Origin of the sequence: Winslowiella sp. 2C04, assembly GCF_050037805.1 — a bacterium.
Taxonomy (GTDB): Bacteria; Pseudomonadota; Gammaproteobacteria; order Enterobacterales; family Enterobacteriaceae; genus Erwinia; species Erwinia toletana_A.
Map to the genome: position 1 here is coordinate 2,749,899 of NZ_CP188300.1, position 26,115 is coordinate 2,776,013.

The window sequence follows — 26,115 nt, forward strand, 5'->3', positions numbered from 1 at the left end:
TTCCGGAAAAATCCGATGGCGAAAAAATGAGCTATTATTACTGAGTAAAAATCAACCAACATTCCGACGTTAAGCATCCTAACGTCACAGGATAACCATGTCGGGTTGCCAGGAGGGGGTTATTTATGAAACGACGTAGTGTTAATTCATCAAAAATTCATACTGTTGCTTATGATATGGAAAACAAGCTACTGGAAATTGAATTTCAACAGCGCGATATTTATCGTTACCAGCAGGTCCCGCTGACGGTATTCCATCTGCTAATGGCTTCCGAGTCAAAAGGACAATTTTACGCTGAAAATATCCGGCATCACTATCCCGCAAACCGCATAGTCTGATGTCGATTTAATCAGTAGCGGAAAGCGCCGCCTGGCCTCTCCGCTACTCTGCCAATTGCTTCGCCCGCCCTGACGACATGCCTGATAACAATTTAATCGTCTTAATAACAATATCAAGGTGTTGTTATCTTTCCCGCAGTTTAAAATCAGCGGCAGTTAAACAGTGTATTCCACAACCATTGCCCGAAATAAGAGGCCATTATGAGCAATATTGAAGTTAAAAACATTGATTACCAGGCGCAAGGTAAAGCATTACAGGGGCGTCTGGTCTATCAGCGCGGCCAGCAGGCGTCACAACCCGGTCTGGTGATGGCTCCCAACTGGATGGGCGTCAGTGATAACGCGGTTGAGCTGGTCAAACAGGTGGTGGAACAAGGTTATGTCGTACTGATCGCTGACTTATACGGCGCTGATGTCCGCCCGACCAATGCCGAACAGGCGGGTGCGGCAATGCAGTCGGTGAAAGATCAGCCGCAGGAACGTGCGCGTATGCAGGCCGCGCTGGATGCGCTGATTGCGCAGAGTGATGCGCCGGTAGATTCGCAAAACGTCGCCGCCTTCGGCTTCTGCTTTGGCGGACACTGCGTGCTGGAACTGGCGCGCAGCGGTGCCCCCTTGAAAGCGGCGCTGTCATTCCACGGCACGCTGGATACTACCGACCCGGATGGTGCGAAAAACATCCGCGCTGCGGTGCTGGTACTTGATGGCGCAGCAGATCCGCTGGTACCGCGTGAACAACTGCCGGCTTTCGCGGCCGAGATGACTGCCGCTGGCGTCGACTGGCAACTATTGAGCTTTGGTGGCGCAGTACACTCGTTCACCGATCCGCATGCTAATGTGGCAGGCGTCAGTATGTATCATCCTAAAGTCAGCCAGCGCGCGTTTCAGGCGATGTATAACCTACTGGATGAAGTGATGTCCTGATAGTACCGGGCGCGCCAGCTTTGTCAGAGCGCGCCTAAAACCACTCCTTATGCGGCGGATTTGCTAACGCCTCAATCAGCTTGTGGTGAAAGGCCGGTGGATCTTCCATCTGCGGTGCATGTCCCATGCCAGGAAAAGCGATCAGCTTTGCATGGGGAATCATCCCGGCGACCTCTTTACCTAACAGATTATAATGACCCAGGCGCGCCTTAACCTCTGCCGACGCAATATCGCTGCCGATAGCGGTAGTATCTGCGGTGCCGATCATCAGCGTGGTTGGCGTCACTAAATCTTTAAATTCATACCAGACCGGCTGTGTAAAAATCATGTCGTAGATCAGCGCCGAATTCCAGGCCACCCGCTGTTTGCCTGGGCCGTTGTTCAGACCCGCCAGCATATCTACCCACTTGTCATATTCCGGCTTCCACTTGCCGCCGTAATAGGTTTTCAGCTCATACTGTTTAATACTTTCCGCACTGACCTTAAGCTCGCGTTGATACCACTGATCAACACTGCGCCACGGCACGCCTTTCGCTTTCCAGTCTTCCAGCCCAATCGGATTGACCAGCACCAATTGTTCGACGTTTTTCGGATACATCAGGCTGTATCGCGTGGCCAGCATGCCGCCGGTGGAGTGACCGATAATAATGGCTTTAGGGATATTCAGCTTGGCCAACAGCGCATGGGTATTCTCCGCCAGCTGTTGAAAGCTGTATTGATAGGAAGCCGGTTTGCTCGAACTACAAAAACCAATCTGATCTGGCGCTATTACCCGATAACCGACGCGGGTCAACGCGGTAATTGTCTGTTGCCAGGTCGCACCGCAAAAGTTTTTGCCATGCATCAGCACTACCGTATGGCCGTTGGCCTTACCTGACGGCGCGACGTCCATATAACCCATCGTCAACTGCTGAGCTTGCGAGCTAAAACTGAAATGTTGAAGTGGCCAGGGCCAGCTGAAACCTTGTAATTCTTCACCGTATTGCGGCGTGGACTGCGCGGCGACAGCAGAGGTTATCAGCGTTGCCGTCAGCAACAGGTGGCGCAATTTCAGCATGTTTAAGCCCTTGTTTGAATAGCCGTTACTGGCAATTTTAGCATCTAATCGACATTTTTCTTGTTACACCGTTGTTACAATAGATCAGGCAGCAACTGAACTGCCCTCAGATGAAGGCAGCAAATAACAACAGTGAAAGTTAATTCATTCAGGAGCAGTTTTGATGGCGAAGGATTCAGAAATACTCACTCAGTTGCACAGTATCCTGGCAGATGACCAGCTGTTGACCCGTGAAGATGATAAAGCCTATTACACCAAGGGTTTTCGCGTTGGTAAAGGTCAGGCGCTGGCAGTGGCGATCCCGCAGTCGCTGATGCAGCTGTGGCAAGTGCTGCAGGCGTGTGTCCGCTGCGATAAAATCATTCTGATGCAGGCATCAAATACCGGAGTGACCGGCGGCTCGACGCCGGACGGCAATGACTACGATCGAGAGGTTATTATTGTCAGTACCCGCCGTATTAAAGGGGTGCAGGTGATTGATAATGCCCGGCAGATTATTGCCTTTCCCGGCAGTACTCTGACCGAGCTGGAAAATGCGCTAAAACCGCATCATAAAGAGCCACATTCAGTGATTGGTTCTTCGTGCATTGGCGCGTCGGTAATCGGCGGCGTATGTAATAACTCCGGCGGTTCATTGATTCGCCGTGGCCCGGCGTTCACCGAAAAATCGCTGTTTGCGCAAATTAATCCCGATGGCAGTTTATCGTTGGTAAACCACCTCGGCATCGATCTCGGCGCGGGCGCTGAAGAGATGATTCGTCGGCTGGAGCAACAGCAGTATACCACCGGCACCGCCGCTGATTGGGAGGGCAAAATCTGGGCCGATGATTACGCCGCAATTCTCCGCGATACCGCGGCGGATACTCCGACGCGCTACAACGGTAACCCGCAGTATCTGCACGACAGCGCTGGCAGCGCCGGTAAAGTGGCGGTTTTTGCCGTGCGATTGTCCACCTTTGAGGCCAGCGATAACACCGACAGTTTCTATATTGGTACGAATAATGAGAGCGAGTTGGTCGAACTTCGCCGCTATTTGCTGGAAAACCTAAGTGAACTGCCGTTGCAGGCAGAGTATATCCACCGCAACGCCTTTGATCTTACCGTGCGCTATGCCAAGCATATGTACTGGGCGATAAACCGGCTCGGCCCGGAAGCGTTACCGTCGCTGATGGCCAATAAAGCGAAGTGGGATGTGCGGGTGAAAAAGCTGCGCATTTTGCCTGCTAATTTTGTCGACAAAGTGCTGCAACTGGCGAATAACCTTACGCCGAAAATGGTGGCGAAACGGATCCTCGATTATCGTGACCGCTTCGAACATCATCTGATGATTAAAGCGGATGCACGTCACGCAGCTGAACTGCAAAACCTGCTCAGTCAGTTCTTCGCTACAAAGTCGGGACAGTTTTTCCGGTGTGACCCCCGCGAGGAAAAAGATGCGTTTCTGGTGCGTTTTGGCGTCGGTGGCTGCACCATCTCATACTGCGACTATCATGGCATCAGTGCCGATCAACGGCTGATCGCCTTTGATGTGGCGCTGCGCCGCAATGACAGCCAGTGGCGCATCACTTTGCCGCCAGAACTACAGGCGCAGGTGCTGGAAGACTCCTGCTGCGGCCATTTTTTCTGCTTTGTGAATCATCAGGACTACATTCTGAAACCAGGCGTCGATGCACAACAGTTTAAGCATCAGGTGCTGGAGTATCTTGATCAGCGCGGCGCTCGCTACCCTGCCGAGCACAATGTCGGCCACCTGTATCATGCATCGGGAGAGTATGAGCAGCATATGCGCCATCTCGATCCAACCAACAGCTGCAACCCCGGCATTGGTAAAACCAGTAAGAAGAAATTCTGGCAATAATCATATCACCCCCTCCCCTGCGGCGCACGGCGCTCAGAGGAGGGGCAGGCATCAGCGATAAGCCCCGCGATTAAGCTTAATTTTTAGCGCTATTTTCGTTGCCTGAGCGTTAATTAAATAAACAGCACGCCTTTTTCCATCAGGCGATCGGGAATGTAATTATTTAAGCTGGCTTCTTTGCAGTATTCCTCAAACTGGCGCAGGGTGTGAACTTCCGCTTTTTGATAAATGCTATAGACGCGATTTTCGATGGTTTTTGGGCTGATATTGTAAATAATTGCCATCTCTTTTGTCGATAACCGTTGCAGCATAAGAAAGATGATATCCAGCTCTGCACGCGTAAAAATGCTGTCAGGGACTTCGGTGGTCAGCACGCTCGGTTTTTGCTGATTGATATAAATCAGCGGTGATAATGTGTTGAGAGGTTTCGCATTCCACAATACGCCAATAACTTGTTTTTCATCATTAAATATTGGTAATTTCTCACAGATAAATGGCATCAGCGAATCTCTGCCATACCAGTAATGTGTCTCAATTACCGTCACCCTGCTCTGCATCAGCTCAGTTTTCTTATCGTGCTCAATCATCGCTTCCGCGCAGTCAGTCCAGTCGGCTGGAAACTCTTCATCAAGCCTGCCCTCTATTTCAAAGCTGACAGGCGTGTGGGTATAACGAAAAGCGGCCTGATTCATATAGAGATGACGCGATGCTAAATCCTTTATTCCCCATGGCTCATCAAGATGTTCAGTCATGGCAATCAGCGTATTAAAATAGATCGTGTTCTTTTGAGAAGAGTCCATTCCCACCTCGCAGTATCGAAGACTGATTACAAATTTTTCGCTAAATAATGACGCGTATGTTTATGAGCATATTCAGCTAATTTTCCGTAAGCCTGATATCCCAACTTTTCATAAAACCCTTTGGCCTGAAAACTGAAAGTATCGACATACGCCATGTGGCAATCGCGTTTAATGGCTTCAGCTTCGGCCTGTTTCATCAGCTGATGACCCAGCCCACTTTGCCGGTATGCTTTATCAACCCACAAATATTGCACCTCAAGCCCACCCCACCAGGTGCGCGCCACCAAACCCGCTATAATGTGTTGAGTGTCGTCAGTGAAGGTCAGGAACAGCGGACGAATATCAACTTTATCAATGGTATCGTTATGCGCCCAAAGGCTGGAGATAACAAACACTTCGTCTTTAGGATCAGGCATGTCGGTAATGTTAATTTTCATTTCCGTACCATACTGGTTAAGTTAGCTTTTAGGGAACAAACTATTTTATAAGCATTTAATTCACTTGGTTTTTTTTCAGCAGATTTTCAAGAGGGAATACCACCCCTTCCAGAATTGGTCAGCAGTGATTATGCTTAAAGATATACAGGGATTGGGCAAAAGCTACAACCCTTTTCATAAGAAAAGCTTATCAGTCTAATTATTACAATATTACGCCACACCAGAGGCTCACCAGGGAATCCTCTTTTTTAATAGCGTTTATAAGATCAGACAGGGGTGATTGAACCCGGCTTGTCAGTAGGAAAACGCGTAACAAAGGGAACATTATCAGGCAGGAAGTCAGATCGGGAGCAGACTACCCGACAATGCCAGGTAGTCTGTTTTATTGCGGGATTATCCGCCGAACTCAGACATCTCTTTGATTTCTGAACGATTAATCTGCTGCTCTTTACCCTGGGCATCTTTATAGGTAATCATACCGGTATCGCTGTCCACCTGTGGTTTACCGTCAGCAACAATCGTGCGGCCATCATTGGTGTGCATGATATGATCATTGGCACAGCCGCTAAGGAACAGGCCGATAGCAATGGCTGAAGCGGCTAAAATTGTCTTTTTCATCTATAACTCCATGTCGTGGGTCCGTCTTTAGGTTCCTGTTAAGGGTAGCCTGTCACACAACTTTGGTTTAGGTATTGATGCGCAACACTTTGTTTTACAGATAATTCCGAGAACAGTGATTGTCTCGCACCAGTATCAAATATTGGGTTTGCCGCTTAACGTCTCGCGCTATTATGCGGATATACGTTACGGACAAAACCGCCGATAACCTGGCCCTCACTGGCATAAGTAGCAGAACGATGTTAAAGATGAATCAAGCAATAAAAATGGTCATTATCACCATCCTATTGTCCGGCTGCGCATTAAAACACTATCCGAAATCAACACCGCTCACGACACAGGAATCGGCTGCGCTGGACTGCCCTGCCACCGAGGCTGAAATCGCCAAAATGCACAGCACCCAACAGGAAATAACGCAAACCGGGGCGTTCAGCACGCTAACGGTGATCGGTTTTATGCTGGATTTTGGTATCGGCAACGGGATCGCTAAAAATCACGCCAGTCATTCAGCTAACGAGAGACTGAGTCAGCTTGAGGCACTGAAAACGATCAAATGCCCGTTGACAGGTTAAACACGCAGCTTTGCCGTACTCTGGCCTCAAACGGTTTAGATAAGGCGCCATTTATCCGCTACGCTTTACCTTGTGAGGTTCTGATTTAATAAGGAATGTAATCATGAGGCTGTTTCGGTTAACTGTTTTGGCTGGCGCAATCGCACTGGCAGGCTGCTCGACGGACTATCAGGGCAAGCAGTGTGTCGGTAAGGTGGAAAGTTTATCCGGTCAGCCATTGGGCCAGACGCAGGCGTTAGTGATAGACCGGTTTAACTCTTTTACCGTCACCACCTCACAGACCAAAATTGATAGTGGTACGCTTAAAACCAGCGATCGCACACTTTATCTGCCCGCCGCAGTGACGCGCGAAGGCTATCTGGCACAACGGCTGTCAGACAATCGCTTCTGCCTGATCGATTCACCCAAAAATCAGATGGTCACTTACACCTGTAAGTGACCGGATGAGTGCCGCTGCCGTCGGCTCGCTGATGAGTGGCGGCAACCCGGATTACTTCTTGAGACCTCCCCTGCTGCATCTTTTACCGCACGAAATGATCAAACCACAGTTGTACAAAATTCACTTCTCTGTATAAGTTTAGTGCGCATTAACTTATTTAACGCACGCTAATTTTTCTGATTACTTCCCGCCTTGTCAGCACAAGGATTGCCCGGCGATATTTTTTATTTGTCATTATGCAGTTCGAATAACTCGTTCCGGTTTTATCCTGCAGCTTATCGGCCAAAAACAATATTCAAGAGGCTCTACACATGCACAAAAAAGACGTCAGCCCTGCAAATATCGCCGGAAATTTTATTCAGTCAGACGATCTGCATCACAGTAAATCAAAGGTTACCGCCGGAAATAGGGATGAGTATGCCGTGAGCCAGCACTCAGCCAATAATAAAGTGGTTATCCTGAAATTACGGGAAAAACTGGAAACCGAACAGGATAGAGTGATGCTTGATATCTATCGTCAGGCTTTGGAGATAGTGGTACAGCGCACGCCAGACGATATTCTGGCCTGATGTTGCCGGACGCCAGGCTGGATATCATCCGCCTGGCTTGTACAGTTATCAGTTTTGAATCAACCAGGTTTGGTGTTGGTAGAAGGAGGTGGCTCCGCCGGACTCAAACTAATGGTAAAGGGGCGATTGGCGGTGCGACGAATGGCGTTGTAAACCTCGCCTTTAATGCTGTTCGCGTCATTATCGAATGCGCGAAAAACCGGCGAAATAAGAGGATTATTATCTATTTTCGACATAACAAGCTCCATTTGTTATTAATAACGTCCCTGCCGATCAATAACCTGGCGATCATGCAGTAGACGCCTGGCCAGGACAATGCCTGATACCGCTCAGCACTCTTTTCCCCATCCGTCAGAGTAAAAATTCAACCTTAATCGCTGAATACGGTGCCGACGGAGGTTGATTCAGAAGCGCATTGCCTGCAATGCTGTCACTCTCCTGTCAGTGTCAGAATATTCTCATTGGTGAGTTTTGCAAGATATGCCGCAGTACGGCATGAATAAACATTATTACAGTAATGATGTTTAATAAATTCCGGAATAATTTTCATCAATTTTGACCGGATTAGCAGAGTGAAGAGTTATCAACGATATTATCAGTCGCTGCATGTTGCCGATATCAATTTCCGCTCAATGCACGCTCCGGCAGCGGAAACTATCGCCGGAGCATGAGACCTGACTGGCAACTGTAATCCTTTGCCATCAAAGCCACTGAGTCAATTAATTATCCAGCTGATACTCAAGCGTTATCTCAGCCTTAAGCAGCTTAGAGACCGGGCAACCGGCTTTCGCCTGGTTGATAATTTTATCGAAGGTTGCGTCATCGATTCCGGGTAATTTAACCTGGCTTTTTAACGCCACTTTGCTGATAGCAAAGCCACCGTCGACCTTATCGAGCGACACATCAGCTGTCGTGTCGATACTTTCCGGCACGAAACCTTCTTCACCCAGCATCAGAGATAACGCCATTGAAAAACAGGCAGAGTGTGCCGCGGCGATCAGTTCCTCGGGATTGGTGCCAGCCTTGCCCTCAAAGCGGGTGTTAAAGCCATACGGCTGCTGTTCAAGCGCTCCGCTCTCGGTGGAAATGTAACCCTTACCTTGCTTGATATTACCTTCCCAGTGAGCCTGTCCTTTTTTATGAATGGTCATGTTGTCCTCCGGTTTTTCTGCATGAACAACCAGTATAGAAAACTTTCAGTGATGCGCTGGTGAATATTTAACCAGTTGAACTTGCAAAACGGCCATAGCTGGCCGTTAATAAAACAGTCAACCTGTGGAGAAAAGTGATGTTTAAACCCGAAGATATCGTTCAGTCTAAAACCGGTGGTCCGAAAATGGTGGTGCTGCAAGTTGAGGGAGATAGCCTGTGGTGCGCGCGTATCGATGATGCAACGAAGAAAGAAATCAAGGTCGCGGCCGACTCAGTCAATCATTATCAAGAAGATGGCGACTTTGGCGTCTGCTGATTAACAGATGGGCCATCTGAAAAATCAATTTTTCAGAATGGCCCTGGTAGCGCTGGCGCATTAGCAGGCAGCCAGTTTTTTCTGAACGCGTTCAGGTTTTTTATTATTTAACGCCCCCGCCAGGGGAAAAGTGTTGTTGCCTCGCAACATTATCGGTATATATAAGCATTAGTAGATTTAATCAATATGCTTTTATCTACTATGCTGTCAATTTAATTAAATGCACGGAAATAATTAGCCTTATTAGGATGTTTTTCCTGACAATCTGAACTCACTCAAGGAAGAGTACGATGGTAAAAATTGAAGATTATCCGTTAAGTCGTGTGCCTCAGAATAAAAGAGTTTCATTTTTAAGCGTGGCGATAATTCATCTTGGTATGCTGACCGCACTGGACCAATTTATGCTGGGCGCAGTACTGGGCCACAGAATGACCCTTGGCGAAGCGTTTATTGCCATATCAGCAGGTAGCTTGATCTTCGCTGTCGCCACTTTGGGTCTGGGGCTGGCCGGAATGCGCGAGGGCGTATCCGGTAGCCTGCTGGCTCGCTGGTGCGGCTTTGGTCGCATCGGTTCAGTGTTGGTTGGGCTGGTCATCGCCATCTGTTTACTCGGCTGGTTTGGTATCCAGAATGCGATATTTGCCCGCTCACTTGATTTTGCGCTACAAGGCAAGCTTGGGTTTATTCTGTCTGCCAGCCTGACCGGTATTTTTCTGACAATCCTGGTGGCATTTGGCTTTCGGGCATTACGCTTTACCGCGCGCATTGCGGTGCCGATGTTTATTATGCTGGTGGCCTTTATTTCATTTACTACCTTAAGCGGAATCAATACCACTGAAATCATCGCCCAGCCGCCAGTTGGAGAGCCGCTTTCTCTCAGTGAAGGTATTACGATGGTGGTCGGCGGCGCGATAATCGCCAGCCTGATCACGCCGGATCTGACGCGCTATTCACGCAATAAAAAACAGGTGTTTAATATTACGCTGCTGACCATTCTTGTCAGCCAGTATATCGTCAATGGGCTGGCAATACTGATTGCCAAAACGCTGGGGACGGCTGATGTCGTCACCATGATGGCACAAACCGCCGGCGGCATTGGCCTGTTAGTGGTGGTATTTTCTACCCTGCGCGTTAATGATATTAATCTTTACTCATCGTCATTGGGTATCACCAATGCCGTCGAAGGGGTTTTCGGTAAGAAACTGAAATACTCAACCACCACCCTGGTTATCGGGTCTGTCGGAACATTGCTGTCGGTTTTGGGAATACTGGAGCACTATGCTGATTTTCTCAGTTTGCTGGGGGTTATTATTCCACCGATTATCAGCGTAATGATGGTTGACTACTATATTTTGCGTAACCACCGTAGCGTGCTGGATCGCAGCCGGGAAAACGGTATCTTACCGGATTCAACTCCGGTTATTGGCTGGCTGGCGGTGATTTCATGTGCAGCAGGAAGCGCTGCAGGAATAATGATTACGGCTGGAGTACCGACACTCAACTCGCTGGTAATTGCAGGGGCACTCTATTATTTATTAAGTAAACTGAAAACATTAATGCATTGAGAACCGGTGCTGTCCGCCAATGGCGGACAGCACCTTGAGCAGATTATGACGTCACTACTGGTTCCGCACTGCCTCCTCTATCGGCCAGAGCTTTAGCCTGTTCGCGATTCAAAAAGAGTCGCGAGAATTCATTGAGTTTCGACATATCCGGTTCGACTTTTAATATTTCAAGCCCTGCGCTGAGTCCGGCGTTGTACAATTTAGCATCGCCCTCTTTGGTTATATCCGTCAATCCTTTAACAAATTCCATTCCGCGCTTAATATTGACCACTGATTTATCATGGCCCGTCGAATTATTTGTACAAATCGCCTCCATTTTGTTTGCCGCAAAGGGTATAGCATGACATTTATCCGCTATATTCTGCCATCCGGCAAAATTAACTACCGCGGTGACGGCCGCACCAATCGCCATAAAACGATGATTTCGGCTGGGCATATGCTCGATATTACTGGTAATAAGCAGCGTTGGCGTCTTTCTGATCTCACGGTTAAGCAAGGACTCTTTTTGCATAACCTGTAAATCCACCGGTACATTTTTCACGTTGTTTGGCCAGGGAAAACCTTTGTTGCCTGTTTCCTGACGATTGCTCATACTGTATACATTAAGTAACACATTTGGATTTGAGTAATTATTGACTGAACTGATTGGCATAGTCATACCTGCTCTGCTGTTTAAATACTGATAAACTAGCATCACGCCAGGCGTTTAACTTTTAAAAAAAGCTCAAATTTCGGATTTTACGCAACGGCAGAAATCGGCTGGCACGACACCGTAGATTTCCAGCCTTTCATTTAAGACAGAGTGATAGTGCAGCTTAAAATCCATCATTTATTATCGGCAGTCGGAGACTCCTTTTTATATGCAGAACAGATTAACATTGCGACTCTCTTGGCCTGTCAGCGAGTTTCTGCTTCCCGATCTGCGCGCGCTGCTGCCTGCTGAAAGTATCCAGTTTTTTTCCAATGAACTTGATGAACAATGGCACTACACCTTGCTGTGTATACCCGGCGATAAAAATTGCTCACTAATAGTTTCAGCAATCCTTGTCTGGCGACAACTGGGAAGAATTCATGCACTGCATTACAGTAGTGCTGCCGTGACAACGGAGGCTACGCATGCCAGCCAGGAGCAGCTGTTCGGATTACTGAATACGCCAGGCGCGGTAGTAAATATTTCGTAGGATTAGCATCATCGCCAGACGCCCGCTCTGCTGCGTCTGGCGACGAAAATTTAGTCGGCTTTAAACGGATCTTTTTTATCGTCTTCGCTGTCATCGCGCTTTCTGGGAATTTCGCCCTCTTCGTTCGGCGCTCCGCCTGCCGGTAAATCGTCTTTATCTTTGTGCTGTTGGCTCATGTCTGACTCCATTAACTTTGTAGGGTGTCAATAAAGTATAGAAAAGAATAACCAGATTGTTATTAATGTCTCTGGCAGGCTTTGTCGATCTGTTCTTATTCTGCTGTCAGGAGCAATGCGAAGAATGGCAGTGCCTTGCAATAAATGGCTTGCCTTAAGAATTTAACGCGGTGAGTTTATGAATTGTTTTGCTGCAGATTTGCAGAAGAAATAGTTGGCAGGGATAAAATTCACGGCAGCGTTAACTGCCGTGAAATATTTCGGATGATGCGTGATTACATATGCTTAATCATTGCATCGCCAAACTCTGAGGATTTCAGTAGCTTAGCGCCGTCCATCAGACGTTCGAAATCGTAAGTTACGGTTTTCGCCGCGATGGCGCCTTCCATACCTTTAACGATCAGGTCGGCCGCTTCGAACCATTCCATATGACGCAACATCATTTCTGCCGACAGGATAACTGAACCTGGGTTCACTTTGTCCTGGCCCGCATACTTAGGTGCAGTACCGTGCGTCGCTTCGAACAGCGCACATTCGTCACCGATATTGGCTCCCGGTGCGATACCGATACCACCAACCTGAGCGGCCAGCGCATCAGAAATGTAGTCACCGTTCAGGTTCATACAGGCAATAACGTCATACTCAGCCGGACGCAGCAGAATCTGCTGCAGGAATGCATCGGCGATCACGTCTTTGATGACGATCTCTTTACCGTTGTTAGGGTTCTTGATTTTCACCCACGGGCCGCCGTCGATCAGCTCACCACCAAACTCGTCACGAGCCAGCTGGTAACCCCAATCTTTAAATGCACCTTCGGTGAATTTCATGATGTTGCCTTTGTGCACCAGAGTAACCGAGTCACGATCGTTAGTGATCGCATACTCAATCGCCGCACGCACCAGACGTTTAGTTCCCTCTTCTGAGCACGGCTTAATACCGATACCACACTGCTCAGGGAAGCGAATTTTCTTCACGCCCATTTCGTCTTTCAGGAACTTGATCACTTTGTCTGCTTCAGCAGAGCCCGCTTTCCATTCGATACCCGCATAGATATCTTCAGAGTTTTCGCGGAAGATCACCATATCGGTATCTTCTGGACGCTTAACCGGGCTTGGTGTGCCCTGATAGTAGCGTACCGGACGCAGACAGATATAAAGATCGAGCTGTTGACGCAGGGCAACGTTCAGAGAACGAATACCGCCACCGACCGGGGTGGTCAGCGGGCCTTTAATGGCAACGCGGTACTCTTTAATCAGGTCGAGAGTTTCTTCTGGCAACCAGACATCCGGACCATACAGCTCGGTAGATTTCTCACCGGTATAGATTTCCATCCAGGAGATTTTTCGCTCGCCGTTGTAGGCTTTCTGCACAGCGGCATCAACCACTTTGATCATCACTGGTGAAACATCAACCCCAATACCATCACCTTCGATAAAAGGAATGATAGGATTGTTTGGAACCACCAGTTTTCCCTGATCCAGGGTGATTTTTTGACCTTCCGCCGGAACAACTACTTTGCTTTCCATTAACCTCTCCTTCGAGCGCTTTTTTGTTAATGATTTGTAAGATGCGCGTCAATACTACTTGAATATTAACTCCGCGCCAATCACCACAGCTTTGCGTTATAATGCGCTTATTGCCACAAACTGCAAAGACCATGCTGAAAACTCCCGTTAAGAATCACCGCGTTAAACGATTCAGCCGCCCTGCTGCGGCGAAAAACGCCGCTAAAGGCCCGCGCCGCGTCATTGTGTTCAACAAACCCTATGACGTGTTGCCTCAGTTTACTGATGAAGCAGGCCGCGCCACGCTGAAAGATTACGTGCCGGTCACTGATGTCTACGCAGCCGGGCGTCTCGACCGCGACAGCGAAGGACTGATGGTGCTGACCAACGATGGCGCGCTGCAAGCAAAGCTGACGCAGCCGGGCAAACGCACCGGAAAAATTTATTATGTTCAGGTCGAGGGCGCACCGCAGGAGAGCGATCTACAGCCGCTGCGCGCAGGGGTGACTTTGAAAGATGGCCCGACATTGCCCGCTGACATCGAATTGGTCGATCAGCCCGACTGGTTATGGCCGCGTCAACCTCCGATTCGCGAACGAAAAGCCATTCCCACCAGCTGGTTAAAAGTGACGCTGCATGAAGGGCGCAACCGTCAGGTGCGGCGAATGACGGCTCATATTGGCTTCCCGACCTTGCGGCTGATTCGCTTCGCCATCGGCTCGATTCAGCTGGATAATTTAGCCTGCGGTGAATGGCGCGATATCAGCGCGAAACTTTAGTGTTGACGTCGATAATCTCATAACCTGCGGTTAACAATTGCGGAGAATCCTATGTTTAAACCTAATGTTACCGTCGCCTGCCTGGTACACGCCGAGGGTCAATTATTGGTGGTGGAAGAGACGATTAACGGTGTCGCTACCTGGAACCAACCTGCCGGTCATCTTGAGGCGAATGAAACTCTGATTGAGGCCGCTGAACGCGAACTGTTCGAAGAGACCGGTATTCAGGCGTCGCCCGCGGCGCTGCTGCGGGTACATCAATGGATTGCACCCGATAACACGCCGTTTTTACGTTTTCTTTTTACCCTCGATTTGCCCTCCCGGCTGGCAACCGCGCCGCAGGATGATGATATTGATCGCTGCTGGTGGCTGACGCCACAGCAAATTCTGCTGGCCGATAATCTTCGTTCACCACTGGTGGCGGAGAGCGTACGAATCTGGCAAACGGGCGAGCGTTATCCGTTGACGTTATTGCAGGCGTTTCAATGGCCGTTTTGCGAGGGTGCGCCAGTCGGCGACGCGTGATAGAATATGCCGCCTGTTTTATTCCTTATCGTGAGTGTGTCATGTCTGACAACAGCCAGAAAAAAGTGATCGTCGGAATGTCCGGCGGCGTCGACTCTTCCGTTTCCGCATGGTTACTGCAACAACAGGGCTATCAGGTCGAAGGCCTGTTTATGAAGAACTGGGAAGAAGATGATGGTGAGGAGTACTGCACCGCTGCCGAAGATCTGGCTGATGCACAAGCGGTTTGTGACAAACTGGGTATCCGCCTGCACAAAGTTAACTTTGCCGCCGAGTACTGGGATAACGTGTTTGAGCATTTCCTTGAAGAGTACAAAGCTGGCCGCACGCCGAACCCGGATATCCTGTGCAATAAAGAGATCAAATTTAAAGCCTTCCTCGAATTTGCTGCGGAAGATCTTGGCGCGGACTTTATCGCCACCGGCCACTATGTGCGTCGCCAGGATGTTGACGGCAAGAGCCGCCTGCTGCGCGGCCTCGACGATAATAAAGATCAGAGTTACTTCCTCTATACCCTCAGCCATCAGCAGATTGCCCAGAGCCTGTTCCCGGTTGGCGAACTGGCCAAGCCAGAAGTGCGCCGCATCGCTGAACAGCTGGAGCTGATTACCGCGAAGAAAAAAGACTCGACCGGCATCTGTTTTATCGGCGAGCGCAAATTCCGTGACTTTTTGGGCCGCTACCTGCCAGCTCAGCCGGGCAAAATTATTAACGTTGATGGCCAGGTCGTTGGCGAACATCAGGGGCTGATGTACCACACCCTGGGCCAGCGTAAAGGCTTAGGCATTGGTGGTCTGAAAGAGAGTAACGACGATCCGTGGTATGTGGTTGACAAAGATGTCGCCAATAATCTGCTGGTGGTGGCGCAGGGTGCCGAGCATCCACGCCTGATGTCGGTTGGTCTGATCGCTCAGCAACTGCACTGGGTCGATCGTGAAACGCTACGCGAGCCATTACGCTGCGTGGTGAAGACACGTTATCGTCAGGCCGATATTGATTGTGTTATTACTCCGCTCGACGACCAGCGTATCGAAGTACGCTTTGACCAGCCGGTTGCTGCGGTAACCCCAGGCCAGTCAGCGGTGTTTTATCTCGGGGAAGTTTGCCTCGGTGGCGGCATTATTGAAGAGCGCTTACCGCTGTTGTAAGGCGGGCGTTATCGTCGCCCTTCTCAATGTTTTGCACGTGATGTAATGACGGCGTCATCGCCGACGCGTAGACAGGAGTAACCGTGGCCAAGAATTATTATGATATTACCTTAGCGATGGCTGGCATCTGCCAGTCGGCGCATCTGGTACAGCAACTGGCACATCAGGGCCATTGCGACGGCGAAGTCATGCAGGTCTCGCTGAAGAGCTTGCTGGATTTAAATCCATCGTCGACGCTGGCGGTTTACGGCGGTGATGAGGCCAATTTGCGCTTTGGCCTCGAAACCTTGCTGGCGATTCTGAATACCAGCAGCCGCCAGGGCGTCGGTGCCGAACTGACGCGCTACACGCTGAGCCTGATGGTGCTTGAGCGCAAGCTGCACGGCAATAAGCAGGCGATGGACGAACTGGCACGCCGCATCTCCCAGCTTGACCGTCAGCTGGCGCATTACGATCTGGAATCCGATACGCTGCTAAGCGCAATGGCAGCGATTTACGTTGACGTGATCAGTCCGCTTGGGCCGCGTATTCAGGTAACCGGTTCACCCGCGGTGTTACAGAATGCTCAGTTGCAGAGCAAAGTGCGCGCCACCCTGCTGGCCGGAATTCGTTCCGCGGTGCTGTGGCATCAGGTCGGCGGTGGCCGCCTGCAGTTAATGTTTTCCCGCAATCGCCTGACCAGCGAAGCGAAACGAATTTTAGCAAACCTCAGCCCGGCAGAGTAACGCCGGGTGTTCAGCCCAATACCTTGTAAAACGATCCAGGAGTTGCACTGATGGAATTATCCTCTCTGACCGCCGTCTCACCTGTAGATGGTCGTTACGGCGACAAAGTCAGCCCACTGCGCGCTATTTTCAGCGAGTACGGTTTGCTGAAGTTCCGCGTTGAGGTTGAAGTTCGCTGGTTACAGAAACTGGCCGCGACCGCAGAGATCAAGGAAGTTCCTGCATTTGATGCCGACGCAAACGCTTACCTTGATGCTATTGTCGCTAACTTCAACGAAGAAGATGCCGCGCGTATCAAAACCATTGAACGCACCACCAACCACGACGTTAAAGCGGTAGAGTACTTCCTGAAAGAAAAAGTAGAGCCGGTTGCAGCACTGCACGCCGTTTCTGAGTTTATTCACTTCGCCTGTACTTCTGAAGATATCAATAATCTGTCACACGCGCTGATGCTGGAAACTGCCCGTCGTAACGTGGTTATGCCTTACTGGCAGCAGATTATTGGCGCGGTAAAAGATCTGGCGCAACAGTATCGCGATATTCCCCTGCTGTCCCGTACCCACGGCCAGCCAGCGACCCCTTCTACCCTTGGTAAAGAGATGGCAAACGTCGCTTACCGCATGGAACGTCAGCTGCGTCAGCTGGAGCGTATCGAAGTGCTGGGCAAGATCAACGGTGCCGTTGGTAACTACAATGCGCACATCGCCGCCTATCCGGAAGTTGACTGGCATCAGCTGAGTGAAGCCTTTGTCACCTCATTGGGCATCACCTGGAACCCGTACACCACGCAGATTGAGCCACACGACTATATCGCTGAGATGTTTGACTGCATGGCACGCTTTAATACCATCCTGATCGATTTCGATCGTGATATCTGGGGCTATATTGCGCTGAACCATTTCAAGCAGAAAACCATTGCTGGCGAAATCGGCTCTTCCACCATGCCGCATAAAGTTAACCCGATTGACTTCGAAAACTCCGAAGGTAATCTCGGCCTGGCGAATGCCGTTATGCAGCATCTGGCCAGCAAACTGCCGGTATCACGCTGGCAGCGCGATCTGACCGACTCAACGGTGCTGCGAAACCTTGGCGTCGGCGTCGGTTATGCGCTGATCGCTTATCAGGCGACGCTGAAAGGAATCTCTAAACTGGAAGTGAACCGCGACCGTTTACTGGACGAGCTGGATCACAACTGGGAAGTGCTGGCAGAGCCAATCCAGACCGTGATGCGTCGCTATGGCATCGAGAAGCCTTATGAGAAACTGAAAGAGCTGACGCGCGGTAAGCGGGTCGACGCTGCGGGCATGCAGACCTTTATCGACAGCCTGGCGCTGCCTGAAGAGGAGAAAACCCGTCTGAAGCAAATGACACCGGCTAACTACATTGGCCGTGCGATTCAAATGGTTGACGATCTGAAATAATGTCCGGCGGGTCGATGCAAGTCGACCCGCGTTAATCTTTGGTTTACTTGCTTTATCCTATAATCTCAGCATATAAAGAGAGTGAATAATACCGGTTCACTCAGTTTGCGAGAAAGGAACGGCCTATGCGCGTTTTGGTTGTCGAAGATAATGCCCTGTTGCGTCATCACCTGACGGTGCAGCTGCGGGATATGGGACATCAGGTTGATGCCGCTGAAGATGCTAAAGAAGCGGATTATTTCCTTAATGAACATACCCCGGACATCACTCTGGTTGACCTCGGTCTGCCTGATGAAGACGGTATGTCGTTGATCCGCCGCTGGCGCACTCAGGACGTTAAGCAGCCGATTCTGGTGTTAACCGCACGAGATGGCTGGCAGGCTAAAGTTGAAGCACTGGAAGCCGGTGCCGATGACTATGTCACCAAGCCGTTTCATATTGAAGAAATCGTCGCCCGGATGCAGGCGCTGATGCGTCGTAACAGCGGCCTGGCGTCACAAATTATCTCACTGCCGCCCTTCCAGATCGACTTGTCACGTCGTGAGCTGACCATTAACGAGCAGCAAATCAAACTGACGGCATTTGAATATACTATTATCGAAACCCTGATTCGCAACACCGGCAAAGTGGTAAGTAAAGATTCGCTGATGCTGCAACTTTATCCCGATGCAGAACTGCGCGAAAGCCATACCATTGATGTCCTGATGGGCCGCTTACGCAAGAAAATTCTTGCTGAGTACAGCAAAGATGTCATTACTACGGTTCGCGGTCAGGGCTACCGCTTCGATCTCTGATTGATGTCACTGCTGCGTCGTTTTATCCCTTACTCACTGCGAGCGCGCTTCCTGCTGGCAACCGCTGCGGTGGTGCTGGTGCTGTCGCTTTCCTACGGGATGGTGGCAGTCGTCGGCTATGTCGTCAGCTTTGACAAAAACACCTATCGGGTAATGCGCGGTGAAAGCAATTTATTCTTTACGCTGGCTCAGTGGCGCAACGGCAAGCTGACTATCGCCCAGCCTGAGCGCATGACGCTTAATTTCCCGACGCTGGTGTTTATTTATGACGAGCGCGGCCATTTGCTGTGGCAGCAGCGTGATGTACCGGAGATTCGCGATAAGATTAAGCCGGAATGGCTGAAAAAGCCGGACTTCTACGAGATCGATACCAACACCAGCACCAGCCGCGAAGCACTGGGTAATAACGCCGATGCGCAAAGTAAACTGCACGCATACGACGACGATGGCAACAGCTCATTTACCCACTCGGTGGCGGTTAATCGCTATGATGCCACCACTAATCTGCCCGCGCTGACCATTGTGGTGGTCGACTCGATTCCACAGGAATTACAGCAGTCTGATATGGTCTGGGTATGGTTCAACTATGTCTTGCTGGTTAATTTACTGCTGGTCATTCCGCTACTGTGGCTGGCAGCGCACTGGAGTTTACGGCCTATCGGCTCGCTGGCCAGTCAGGTACGCGAACTGGAAGGCGGCACCCGTGAAACCCTCGATCCTTATCCGCCGCAAGAGCTTCGCAGCCTGGTCCGTAATCTCAATCTGTTACTGGATAATGAACGCCAGCGCTACACCCGTTACAGCACCACGCTGTCAGATTTAACCCACAGTCTGAAAACGCCGCTGGCGGTTCTGCAAAGTACCCTGCGCTCGCTGCGCGGCAGCAAAACCTTCACCATTGAGCAAGCTGAGCCGATTATGCTGGAGCAGATCAGTCGTATCTCACAGCAGATCGGCTACTATCTGCACCGCGCCAGTATGCAGGCCGATCATAATCCGCTGAAGCGCGAGCTGCATTCGGTCTCCGCACTGCTCGACAGCCTCTGCTCCGCACTGAATAAAGTCTATCAGCGTAAAGGCGTTTCGCTGTCACTCGACGTTTCGCCGGAGATCACCTTCGTTGGCGATCCTAACGATTTTATGGAAGTGATGGGGAATGTGCTGGATAACGCCTGTAAATATTGCCTGGAGTTTGTCGAAATCTCAGCGCGCCAGACTGATAACGTGCTGTATCTGATTGTGGAAGATGATGGCCCAGGCATTCCGGAAAGTAAGCACGACCTGATTTTCGTGCGCGGTCAGCGTGCTGATACCATGCGCCCTGGTCAGGGTATTGGCCTGGCGGTAGCGCGCGATATTCTCGAGCAATACGAAGGGGATATCCTCACCGGAACCAGTGAGTTAGGCGGAGCAAGAATGGAAGTGGTGTTCCAGCGACAAGAAGTGTCACATAACGGCGAGTAGCAAGCCACTGCACTTCACAGGCGAAGGGTATATACTTCCTGCAATTACTGCCTGAACTGGAACGTTATATGGATTATCAGCTCGATATCAACTGGCCCGAATTTGTGCAACGCTACTGGCAAAAACGCCCGGTGGTGCTTAAACGCGGCTTTAAAAATTTCGTCGACCCTATTACCCCTGATGAACTGGCAGGCCTGGCGATGGAGAACGAAGTCGACAGCCGCCTGGTCAGCCATAATGATGGGAAATGGCAGGTCAGCCACGGGCCTTTCGAGAGCTATGATCATCTGGGTGAAAGCAACTGGTCACTGCTGGTACAAGCGGTAGACCACTGGCATGAGCCTTCTGCTGCGCTGATGCGCCCTTTCCGCTTTTTGCCTGACTGGCGTACTGACGATCTGATGATCTCCTTCTCGGTACCCGGCGGTGGCGTTGGTCCCCACTTCGATCAGTATGACGTGTTTATCGTGCAGGGCACCGGCCGCCGCCGCTGGCGCGTGGGTGACAAAGTGCCGCTTAAGCAGCATTGCCCACATCCCGATCTGCTGCAGGTTGAACCTTTCGACGCGATTATTGATGAAGAGATGGAGCCGGGCGACATTCTCTATATCCCACCAGGTTTCCCGCACGAAGGTTACTCGCTGGAAAACGCCATCAACTATTCCGTTGGTTTCCGTGCGCCAAGCGGGCGTGAACTGATCAGTGGTTTTGCCGATTACGTACTGCAACGTGAGCTGGGTAGCCATCGCTTCAGCGACCCGGATGTTGCGGCGCGCGATCGTCCGGCAGAGATTTTGCCACAGGAAATCGATGGCATTCGCCAGATGATGCTGGAAGTGATCAATCAGCCGCACCAGTTTAATCAGTGGTTTGGCGAGTTTATTTCGCAATCACGTCATGAGCTGGATATCGCCCCGCCAGAACCGCCTTACCAGCCGGATGAGATTTATGATTCGCTGCAACAGGGCGACAAGCTGACACGCCTCGGCGGTCTGCGCGTTCTGAGCATCGGTGACGCCGTATTTATTAACGGTGAGCAGCTGGAAAGCGCACATCGTGACGCACTGATGGTGCTGGCAAATCAGCTGACGCTGGGGCAGGAAGACTTTGGTGATGCGCTGGACGACCCGTCGTTCCTCGCTCAACTGGCAGCGCTGGTCAACAGCGGCTACTGGTATTTTGGCGAAGAATAACCGAATCTTTTGAAAAACATTCTGGGCGGCCTGGTTGCCGCCCAGAATGTTGCTGCTATTTACGTTCCGCCGCTAACTGCGCAATACGCATGATTACCGCCACCGTTTTCTCCATATTTTCCAGCGAAGCAAACTCATGTTTGCCATGATAGTTATAACCGCCAGTAAAGATGTTGGGACACGGTAATCCCATATAAGATAACGAGGCGCCATCAGTACCGCCGCGGATGGGTTTCACCTGCGGTTCAATTTCACAATCGCGCATTGCCTGCAGTGCCAGCTCAATAACATGCGGATGAGCCTCGACCTTTTCCCGCATATTGTAATAACTGTCTTCAATTGTCACTTCAATAGCGCCCTTAGCCGGCAGCGCTTTGCTGAGGTCGCGGGCAATATCCTGCAGCAGTTTTTTGCGCGCAGCGAAGCCGTCGGCATCAAAATCGCGCACAATATAGTGCAGCTCGGCACGTTCGACGCTGCCTTTAATCTGATGCAGATGGTAAAAACCCTCATAGCCTGAAGTATGCTCCGGTACTTCCTGCGGCGGCAGCGCGGCATGAAAACGCGTTGCCACATCCAGCGCATTGATCATCACGCCTTTGGCAGAGCCAGGATGCACATTATTGCCGGTAATTTTTACCGTTGCCGAGGCGGCGTTAAAATTTTCAAATTCAAACTCGCCCAGGCCGCTGCCATCAATGGTATACGCCCAGTCAGCGGCAAAGGCGGCAACATCAAAATGTGCCGCACCTCTGCCAATCTCTTCGTCCGGCGTAAAGGCCACGCGAATTTCACCATGAGGAATATCACTTTGTGCCAGGCGCGCCATGGCAGTGATAATCTCGGCGATACCGGCTTTATCGTCAGCTCCCAGCAAAGTCTTGCCATCAGTGGTAATCAACGTATGGCCGATCAGCTGATGCAATACCGGAAACATCACCGGCGACAGCACCTCATCCCCAATCCCCAGCGCGATATCCCCGCCGCGATAATTTTCGACAACCTGCGGATTCACATTTTTTGCGGTGAAGTCAGGCGACGTGTCTATGTGGGAAATAAAGCCGATAACCGGTGTTGGCCAGTCGACAGTGGACGGTAAAGTCCCCATCACACAGCAATTGTCAGTCAGCGTGACGTCTTTAAATCCGAGTTCCTTTAGCTCGCTTTGCAATTCTTCTGCCAGCCGCCATTGCCCCTCGGTACTGGGAACCTGACGAGCATGACTCTTAGATTGCGTATCGAAAGAAACGTAGTGTAAAAAGCGATCGAGTAATCTGTTCATCTTTCGTCCCTCTGAATGCCTGCCGCTATTATGGAAAGCTTGATCGGTTAAAGTATTGCTTAAGGTCATAGGTTTTGAGCGTTCGCGCAATTAATTGCCGCTTATTTAGCAGGCATGCAACTTTGCCGCATTGAGAGCAGCGCGCTGTCAGGTTCTGCACGGCACGCCGATTTCGGTATTTATTTATCTTTCGATTGTGATACCGGTCATTATCTCGATGCGGGCACTCAGTTATATCTATCGTTAGTCGGCCACGGATGATTCTTCAGCCTGATGAATGTCACGCTGTCGCCAGGGTTGTCTCTTAGTTTGTTCGCACTGCCGGTAAGCAAAAAATAGCGGCTTTAACCAGGCGGGCTGCGAGTTTTTCAGGTATCATCGCTCCCCAATTTTAAACCTAACCCTTTGATTCAGGCAGCGAATATGATGCAAAAACACGCGCGCAAGCCGCTGGTCACGCTTTCAGGCATCAATAAAGCGTTTGACGGTAAGGACATAATTGCCAATTTTAACCTCACCATTAATCACGGTGAATTTATTACCCTGCTCGGCCCTTCCGGCTGCGGTAAAACCACTATCCTGCGCCTGATTGCCGGGCTGGAAGTCGCCGACCGTGGCGATATCGTGCTGGATGGCGAATCGATTACGGATACTCCGGCTGAGAATCGCCATATTAATACGGTGTTTCAGAGCTACGCACTGTTCCCTCATATGACGGTATTTGAAAACGTTGCTTTCGGCCTGCGAATGCAGAAAACCCCGGCAGATGAAATCACCAGCCGGGTGACGGATGCCCTGGCGATGGTGCAGCTGAACGACTTTGCGCAACGCCGTCCGCACCAGCTTTCCGGTGGCCAGCAGCAGCGCGTGGCCATTGCCCGCGCGGTAGTGAACCGGCCCAAAGTGCTGCTGCTGGATGAATCACTGTCGGCGCTGGACTACAAGCTGCGTAAACAGATGCAGAATGAGCTGAAAGCATTACAGCGTAAGCTCGGTATTACCTTTATCTTTGTGACCCACGATCAGGAAGAAGCGCTGACCATGTCCGATCGTATCGTGGTGATGCGTGAAGGCCAGATTGAACAGGACGGCACGCCGCGCGAAATTTACGAAGAGCCACGTAACCTGTTTGTCGCGCGGTTTATCGGTGAAATTAACGTGTTCAGTGCGGAAGTGCTGCACACGCTGGATAATCAGCGGGTGCGCGCGCGGGTTGAAGGTCGCGAATGCGATATCCTGGTGCCGTTTACCGTGCAGCCCGGACAACGACTCAATGTGCTGCTGCGTCCGGAAGATCTGCGGGTAGAAGAGATCAATGACGGTAACAATATCGACGGGCTGATCGGCTATGTTCGCGAGCGTAACTATAAGGGAATGACGCTGGAGTCCACCGTCGAGCTGGAAAACGGCAAGCTGGTGACGGTAAGCGAATTCTTTAACGAAGACGATCCTGATTTCGATCACTCGCTGAATCAGAAAATGGCGGTGAACTGGGTTGAAAGCTGGGAAGTGGTGCTCAAAGATGAAAACGACGCGTAAACGCTTTCAGAAAATAGTGATATTGACCATTGTCAGCTGGCTGGTGCTGTTTGTGTTCTTGCCCAACCTGATGATTTTCGTCACCAGCTTTCTGACCCGTGATGATGCCAACTTCGTCAAGCTGGTATTCACTCTGGATAACTACAGCCGTCTGGCCGATCCGCTGTATGCCGAAGTGCTGCTGCACTCGCTGAATATGGCGCTGATCGCCACCCTGAGCTGCCTGCTGCTCGGCTATCCTTTCGCCTGGTGCCTGACAAAGCTGCCGGAGCGCCTGCGCCCGCTGATGCTGTTTTTACTGATTGTGCCGTTCTGGACCAATTCGCTGATCCGCATTTACGGTCTGAAAATCTTCCTCAGCACTCGCGGCTGGCTCAATGATTTTCTGCTGTGGCTTGGCGTGATCGATAAGCCGTTCAGCATTATGTACAGCTCACAGGCGGTGATCCTCGGACTGGTGTATATCCTGCTGCCGTTTATGGTGATGCCGCTCTACTCCAGCCTGGAAAAACTGGATAAGCCGGTGCTGGAAGCCGCGCGCGATCTGGGTGCCAGCAAGCTGCAAACCTTTATCCGGATTATTCTACCGCTCACCATGCCGGGAATCGTTGCCGGATGTCTGTTGGTTCTGCTGCCGGCGATGGGGCTGTTCTTTGTTTCCGATTTAATGGGTGGGGCGAAAAACCTGTTAATCGGTAATGTGATTAAAAGTCAGTTCCTTAATATTCGTGACTGGCCGTTTGGCGCGGCCACCAGCGTGGTGCTGACGCTGATCATGGGGCTGATGTTGTTGATATACTGGCGTGCTGCACGTCTGCTGAATAATAAGGTGGTGCTGGAATGATGGCGCGCTGGTTACGTGGCGGCTTTATGACCGTCATATACGCCTGGCTGTATATTCCGATTGTGATTCTGATTATCAACTCATTTAATCAGTCCCGATTCGGCATAAACTGGCAGGGATTCAGCACTCAGTGGTACAGCCTGCTGCTGAATAACGACAGCCTGATTGATGCGGCGAAGCACTCGCTGATTATGGCAGTGCTGTCGGCCAGCTTTGCCACGTTGATCGGCTCGCTGACCGCCGTAGCGCTCTATCGCTATCGTTTTCGCGGTAAGCCGTTTGTCGGCGGCATGCTGTTTGTGGTGATGATGTCGCCGGATATCGTTATGGCGATTTCTCTGCTGGTGCTGTTTATGCTGCTGGGTATTTCACTCGGCTTCTGGTCACTGCTGTTCTCGCATATTACCTTCTGTCTGCCTTTTGTCGTTATTACCGTCTTTTCACGCTTAAAGGGCTTTGATGTGCGCATGCTGGAAGCGGCAAAAGATCTCGGTGCCAGTGAAATCACCATTTTGCGTAAGATCATTCTGCCGCTGGCGCTGCCAGCAGTCGCGGCGGGCTGGCTGCTGAGCTTTACTCTGTCGATGGATGACGTGGTGGTCTCATCATTTGTTACCGGTCCCAGCTACGAAATATTACCGCTGAAGATCTATTCAATGGTAAAAGTCGGCGTCTCTCCAGAGGTTAATGCGCTGGCGACGATTCTGATGCTGTTGTCGCTGGTGATGGTCGCCCTCAGTCAGTTATTACTGCGCGATAAAACTCGCCGTTAAACCGTTGCGGGGCAATTTTTTGCCCCGCAATAACGGCCTGATTGAAAAATATTCTATTAATTGACTCCGCCATTCAGGCGAAAAGCAGAAGATTTCTTTTATCGGATAGATAATTCTGGAC

The 26,115-nt window shown here is 50.6% G+C and carries 30 protein-coding genes; 20 read left to right on the forward strand and 10 right to left on the reverse strand.

What is annotated here, in order from left to right; all coding sequences use genetic code 11:
- The first annotated feature begins 125 nt into the window (after positions 1-125).
- Positions 126-338, forward strand: a complete 213-nt coding sequence (locus ACP3TC_RS12280) for a KTSC domain-containing protein (protein ID WP_426816550.1) — start codon at positions 126-128, stop codon at positions 336-338.
- 201 nt (positions 339-539) lie between these two features.
- Positions 540-1,262, forward strand: coding sequence for a dienelactone hydrolase family protein (locus ACP3TC_RS12285; RefSeq protein WP_426816551.1), 723 nt, complete (start codon positions 540-542; stop codon positions 1,260-1,262).
- A gap of 34 nt (positions 1,263-1,296) precedes the next feature.
- Here ACP3TC_RS12285 and ACP3TC_RS12290 read toward each other — a convergent pair whose 3' ends face one another.
- On the reverse strand, positions 1,297-2,319 hold the full coding sequence (locus ACP3TC_RS12290) for an alpha/beta fold hydrolase (protein WP_426816552.1): 1,023 nt from the start codon (positions 2,317-2,319) through the stop codon (positions 1,297-1,299).
- Between the two features lie 163 nt (positions 2,320-2,482).
- Between ACP3TC_RS12290 and dld the strand changes: the two genes are divergently transcribed.
- Entirely contained in the window at positions 2,483-4,177 is a 1,695-nt protein-coding gene (gene dld / locus ACP3TC_RS12295) for a D-lactate dehydrogenase (RefSeq protein ID WP_313857103.1), read from the forward strand.
- A 113-nt stretch (positions 4,178-4,290) separates the two neighbouring features.
- Here the strand turns inward: dld and ACP3TC_RS12300 are convergent, their stop codons facing one another.
- From ACP3TC_RS12300 to ACP3TC_RS12310, 3 genes are all read right to left on the reverse strand, one after another.
- A complete protein-coding gene (locus ACP3TC_RS12300) occupies positions 4,291-4,977 on the reverse strand; it encodes a helix-turn-helix transcriptional regulator (RefSeq protein ID WP_313857102.1) in 687 nt (228 codons plus the stop codon).
- Positions 4,978-5,003: 26 nt separating this feature from the next.
- Complete coding sequence (locus ACP3TC_RS12305; protein WP_313857101.1) at positions 5,004-5,414, reverse strand: GNAT family N-acetyltransferase; 411 nt, start codon at positions 5,412-5,414, stop codon at positions 5,004-5,006.
- 393 nt (positions 5,415-5,807) lie between these two features.
- A complete protein-coding gene (locus tag ACP3TC_RS12310) occupies positions 5,808-6,032 on the reverse strand; it encodes a YgdI/YgdR family lipoprotein (RefSeq protein ID WP_313857100.1) in 225 nt (74 codons plus the stop codon).
- A 239-nt stretch (positions 6,033-6,271) separates the two neighbouring features.
- On the opposite strand from ACP3TC_RS12310, the gene ACP3TC_RS12315 reads away from it, so the two are divergent.
- The 3 genes from ACP3TC_RS12315 (at position 6,272) to ACP3TC_RS12325 (ending at position 7,612) form a co-directional block, all read left to right on the forward strand.
- Positions 6,272-6,604 (forward strand): hypothetical protein, encoded by a 333-nt coding sequence (locus ACP3TC_RS12315; RefSeq protein WP_426816553.1) that lies wholly within the window; start codon positions 6,272-6,274, stop codon positions 6,602-6,604.
- Between the two features lie 103 nt (positions 6,605-6,707).
- Positions 6,708-7,043 carry a hypothetical protein gene (locus tag ACP3TC_RS12320; protein WP_313857097.1) on the forward strand — a complete coding sequence of 112 codons (336 nt, stop codon included), beginning with the start codon at positions 6,708-6,710 and terminating at the stop codon, positions 7,041-7,043.
- 311 nt (positions 7,044-7,354) lie between these two features.
- Positions 7,355-7,612: a biofilm development regulator YmgB/AriR family protein gene (locus tag ACP3TC_RS12325; RefSeq protein WP_313857095.1), complete on the forward strand. Its 258-nt coding sequence runs from the start codon at positions 7,355-7,357 to the stop codon at positions 7,610-7,612.
- Between the two features lie 59 nt (positions 7,613-7,671).
- Here the strand turns inward: ACP3TC_RS12325 and ACP3TC_RS12330 are convergent, their stop codons facing one another.
- Entirely contained in the window at positions 7,672-7,848 is a 177-nt protein-coding gene (locus tag ACP3TC_RS12330; protein ID WP_313857094.1) for a hypothetical protein, read from the reverse strand.
- Between the two features lie 483 nt (positions 7,849-8,331).
- Complete coding sequence (locus tag ACP3TC_RS12335) at positions 8,332-8,763, reverse strand: OsmC family protein (protein ID WP_313857092.1); 432 nt, start codon at positions 8,761-8,763, stop codon at positions 8,332-8,334.
- 137 nt (positions 8,764-8,900) lie between these two features.
- Between ACP3TC_RS12335 and ACP3TC_RS12340 the strand changes: the two genes are divergently transcribed.
- Together ACP3TC_RS12340 and ACP3TC_RS12345 are read left to right on the forward strand one after the other, a co-directional pair.
- Positions 8,901-9,080, forward strand: coding sequence for a DUF2158 domain-containing protein (locus tag ACP3TC_RS12340; RefSeq protein WP_313857091.1), 180 nt, complete (start codon positions 8,901-8,903; stop codon positions 9,078-9,080).
- Positions 9,081-9,370: 290 nt separating this feature from the next.
- The gene (locus ACP3TC_RS12345; protein WP_426816554.1) at positions 9,371-10,645 is read left to right on the forward strand and encodes a cytosine permease; all 1,275 of its coding nucleotides are present in this window, start codon (positions 9,371-9,373) and stop codon (positions 10,643-10,645) included.
- Between the two features lie 43 nt (positions 10,646-10,688).
- Here ACP3TC_RS12345 and ACP3TC_RS12350 read toward each other — a convergent pair whose 3' ends face one another.
- On the reverse strand, positions 10,689-11,237 hold the full coding sequence (locus ACP3TC_RS12350) for a hypothetical protein (protein ID WP_426816555.1): 549 nt from the start codon (positions 11,235-11,237) through the stop codon (positions 10,689-10,691).
- A gap of 268 nt (positions 11,238-11,505) precedes the next feature.
- Between ACP3TC_RS12350 and ACP3TC_RS12355 the strand changes: the two genes are divergently transcribed.
- On the forward strand, positions 11,506-11,826 hold the full coding sequence (locus ACP3TC_RS12355) for a hypothetical protein (RefSeq protein WP_313857088.1): 321 nt from the start codon (positions 11,506-11,508) through the stop codon (positions 11,824-11,826).
- 50 nt (positions 11,827-11,876) lie between these two features.
- On the opposite strand, the gene ACP3TC_RS12360 is transcribed toward ACP3TC_RS12355, so the two are convergent.
- Both ACP3TC_RS12360 and icd read right to left on the reverse strand, forming a co-directional pair.
- Positions 11,877-12,002 (reverse strand): hypothetical protein, encoded by a 126-nt coding sequence (locus tag ACP3TC_RS12360; RefSeq protein WP_313857086.1) that lies wholly within the window; start codon positions 12,000-12,002, stop codon positions 11,877-11,879.
- Between the two features lie 275 nt (positions 12,003-12,277).
- Positions 12,278-13,528 carry an NADP-dependent isocitrate dehydrogenase gene (gene icd / locus ACP3TC_RS12365; RefSeq protein WP_313857085.1) on the reverse strand — a complete coding sequence of 417 codons (1,251 nt, stop codon included), beginning with the start codon at positions 13,526-13,528 and terminating at the stop codon, positions 12,278-12,280.
- 101 nt (positions 13,529-13,629) lie between these two features.
- Between icd and rluE the strand changes: the two genes are divergently transcribed.
- The 8 genes from rluE (at position 13,630) to ACP3TC_RS12405 (ending at position 21,556) form a co-directional block, all read left to right on the forward strand.
- Positions 13,630-14,286 (forward strand): 23S rRNA pseudouridine(2457) synthase RluE, encoded by a 657-nt coding sequence (gene rluE / locus ACP3TC_RS12370; RefSeq protein WP_426816556.1) that lies wholly within the window; start codon positions 13,630-13,632, stop codon positions 14,284-14,286.
- Between the two features lie 51 nt (positions 14,287-14,337).
- The gene (locus tag ACP3TC_RS12375; RefSeq protein WP_313857082.1) at positions 14,338-14,811 is read left to right on the forward strand and encodes an NUDIX hydrolase; all 474 of its coding nucleotides are present in this window, start codon (positions 14,338-14,340) and stop codon (positions 14,809-14,811) included.
- A gap of 41 nt (positions 14,812-14,852) precedes the next feature.
- Positions 14,853-15,959: a tRNA 2-thiouridine(34) synthase MnmA gene (gene mnmA, locus ACP3TC_RS12380; RefSeq protein ID WP_426816557.1), complete on the forward strand. Its 1,107-nt coding sequence runs from the start codon at positions 14,853-14,855 to the stop codon at positions 15,957-15,959.
- Positions 15,960-16,042: 83 nt separating this feature from the next.
- Positions 16,043-16,684 (forward strand): high frequency lysogenization protein HflD, encoded by a 642-nt coding sequence (hflD, locus tag ACP3TC_RS12385; RefSeq protein WP_313857078.1) that lies wholly within the window; start codon positions 16,043-16,045, stop codon positions 16,682-16,684.
- Between the two features lie 50 nt (positions 16,685-16,734).
- Positions 16,735-18,105 carry an adenylosuccinate lyase gene (gene purB, locus ACP3TC_RS12390; protein ID WP_426816558.1) on the forward strand — a complete coding sequence of 457 codons (1,371 nt, stop codon included), beginning with the start codon at positions 16,735-16,737 and terminating at the stop codon, positions 18,103-18,105.
- 125 nt (positions 18,106-18,230) lie between these two features.
- Positions 18,231-18,899, forward strand: a complete 669-nt coding sequence (gene phoP / locus ACP3TC_RS12395; protein WP_426816559.1) for a two-component system response regulator PhoP — start codon at positions 18,231-18,233, stop codon at positions 18,897-18,899.
- A 3-nt stretch (positions 18,900-18,902) separates the two neighbouring features.
- Positions 18,903-20,363 (forward strand): two-component system sensor histidine kinase PhoQ, encoded by a 1,461-nt coding sequence (gene phoQ, locus ACP3TC_RS12400; protein ID WP_426816560.1) that lies wholly within the window; start codon positions 18,903-18,905, stop codon positions 20,361-20,363.
- A 68-nt stretch (positions 20,364-20,431) separates the two neighbouring features.
- Positions 20,432-21,556: a cupin domain-containing protein gene (locus ACP3TC_RS12405; RefSeq protein ID WP_313857073.1), complete on the forward strand. Its 1,125-nt coding sequence runs from the start codon at positions 20,432-20,434 to the stop codon at positions 21,554-21,556.
- 55 nt (positions 21,557-21,611) lie between these two features.
- On the opposite strand, the gene pepT is transcribed toward ACP3TC_RS12405, so the two are convergent.
- Positions 21,612-22,838, reverse strand: coding sequence for a peptidase T (gene pepT / locus ACP3TC_RS12410; RefSeq protein WP_426816561.1), 1,227 nt, complete (start codon positions 22,836-22,838; stop codon positions 21,612-21,614).
- 423 nt (positions 22,839-23,261) lie between these two features.
- On the opposite strand from pepT, the gene potA reads away from it, so the two are divergent.
- From potA to potC, 3 genes are read left to right on the forward strand one after another with little or no spacing between them, the layout of a single operon-like run.
- Positions 23,262-24,377, forward strand: a complete 1,116-nt coding sequence (potA, locus tag ACP3TC_RS12415; RefSeq protein WP_313857070.1) for a spermidine/putrescine ABC transporter ATP-binding protein PotA — start codon at positions 23,262-23,264, stop codon at positions 24,375-24,377.
- Positions 24,361-25,221 (forward strand): spermidine/putrescine ABC transporter permease PotB, encoded by an 861-nt coding sequence (gene potB / locus ACP3TC_RS12420; protein WP_313857069.1) that lies wholly within the window; start codon positions 24,361-24,363, stop codon positions 25,219-25,221. The genes potA and potB overlap by 17 nt, the downstream gene beginning before the upstream one ends.
- Entirely contained in the window at positions 25,218-25,994 is a 777-nt protein-coding gene (gene potC, locus ACP3TC_RS12425; protein ID WP_313857068.1) for a spermidine/putrescine ABC transporter permease PotC, read from the forward strand. Before potB ends, potC begins: the two co-directional genes overlap by 4 nt.
- Positions 25,995-26,115: the final 121 nt, after the last annotated feature.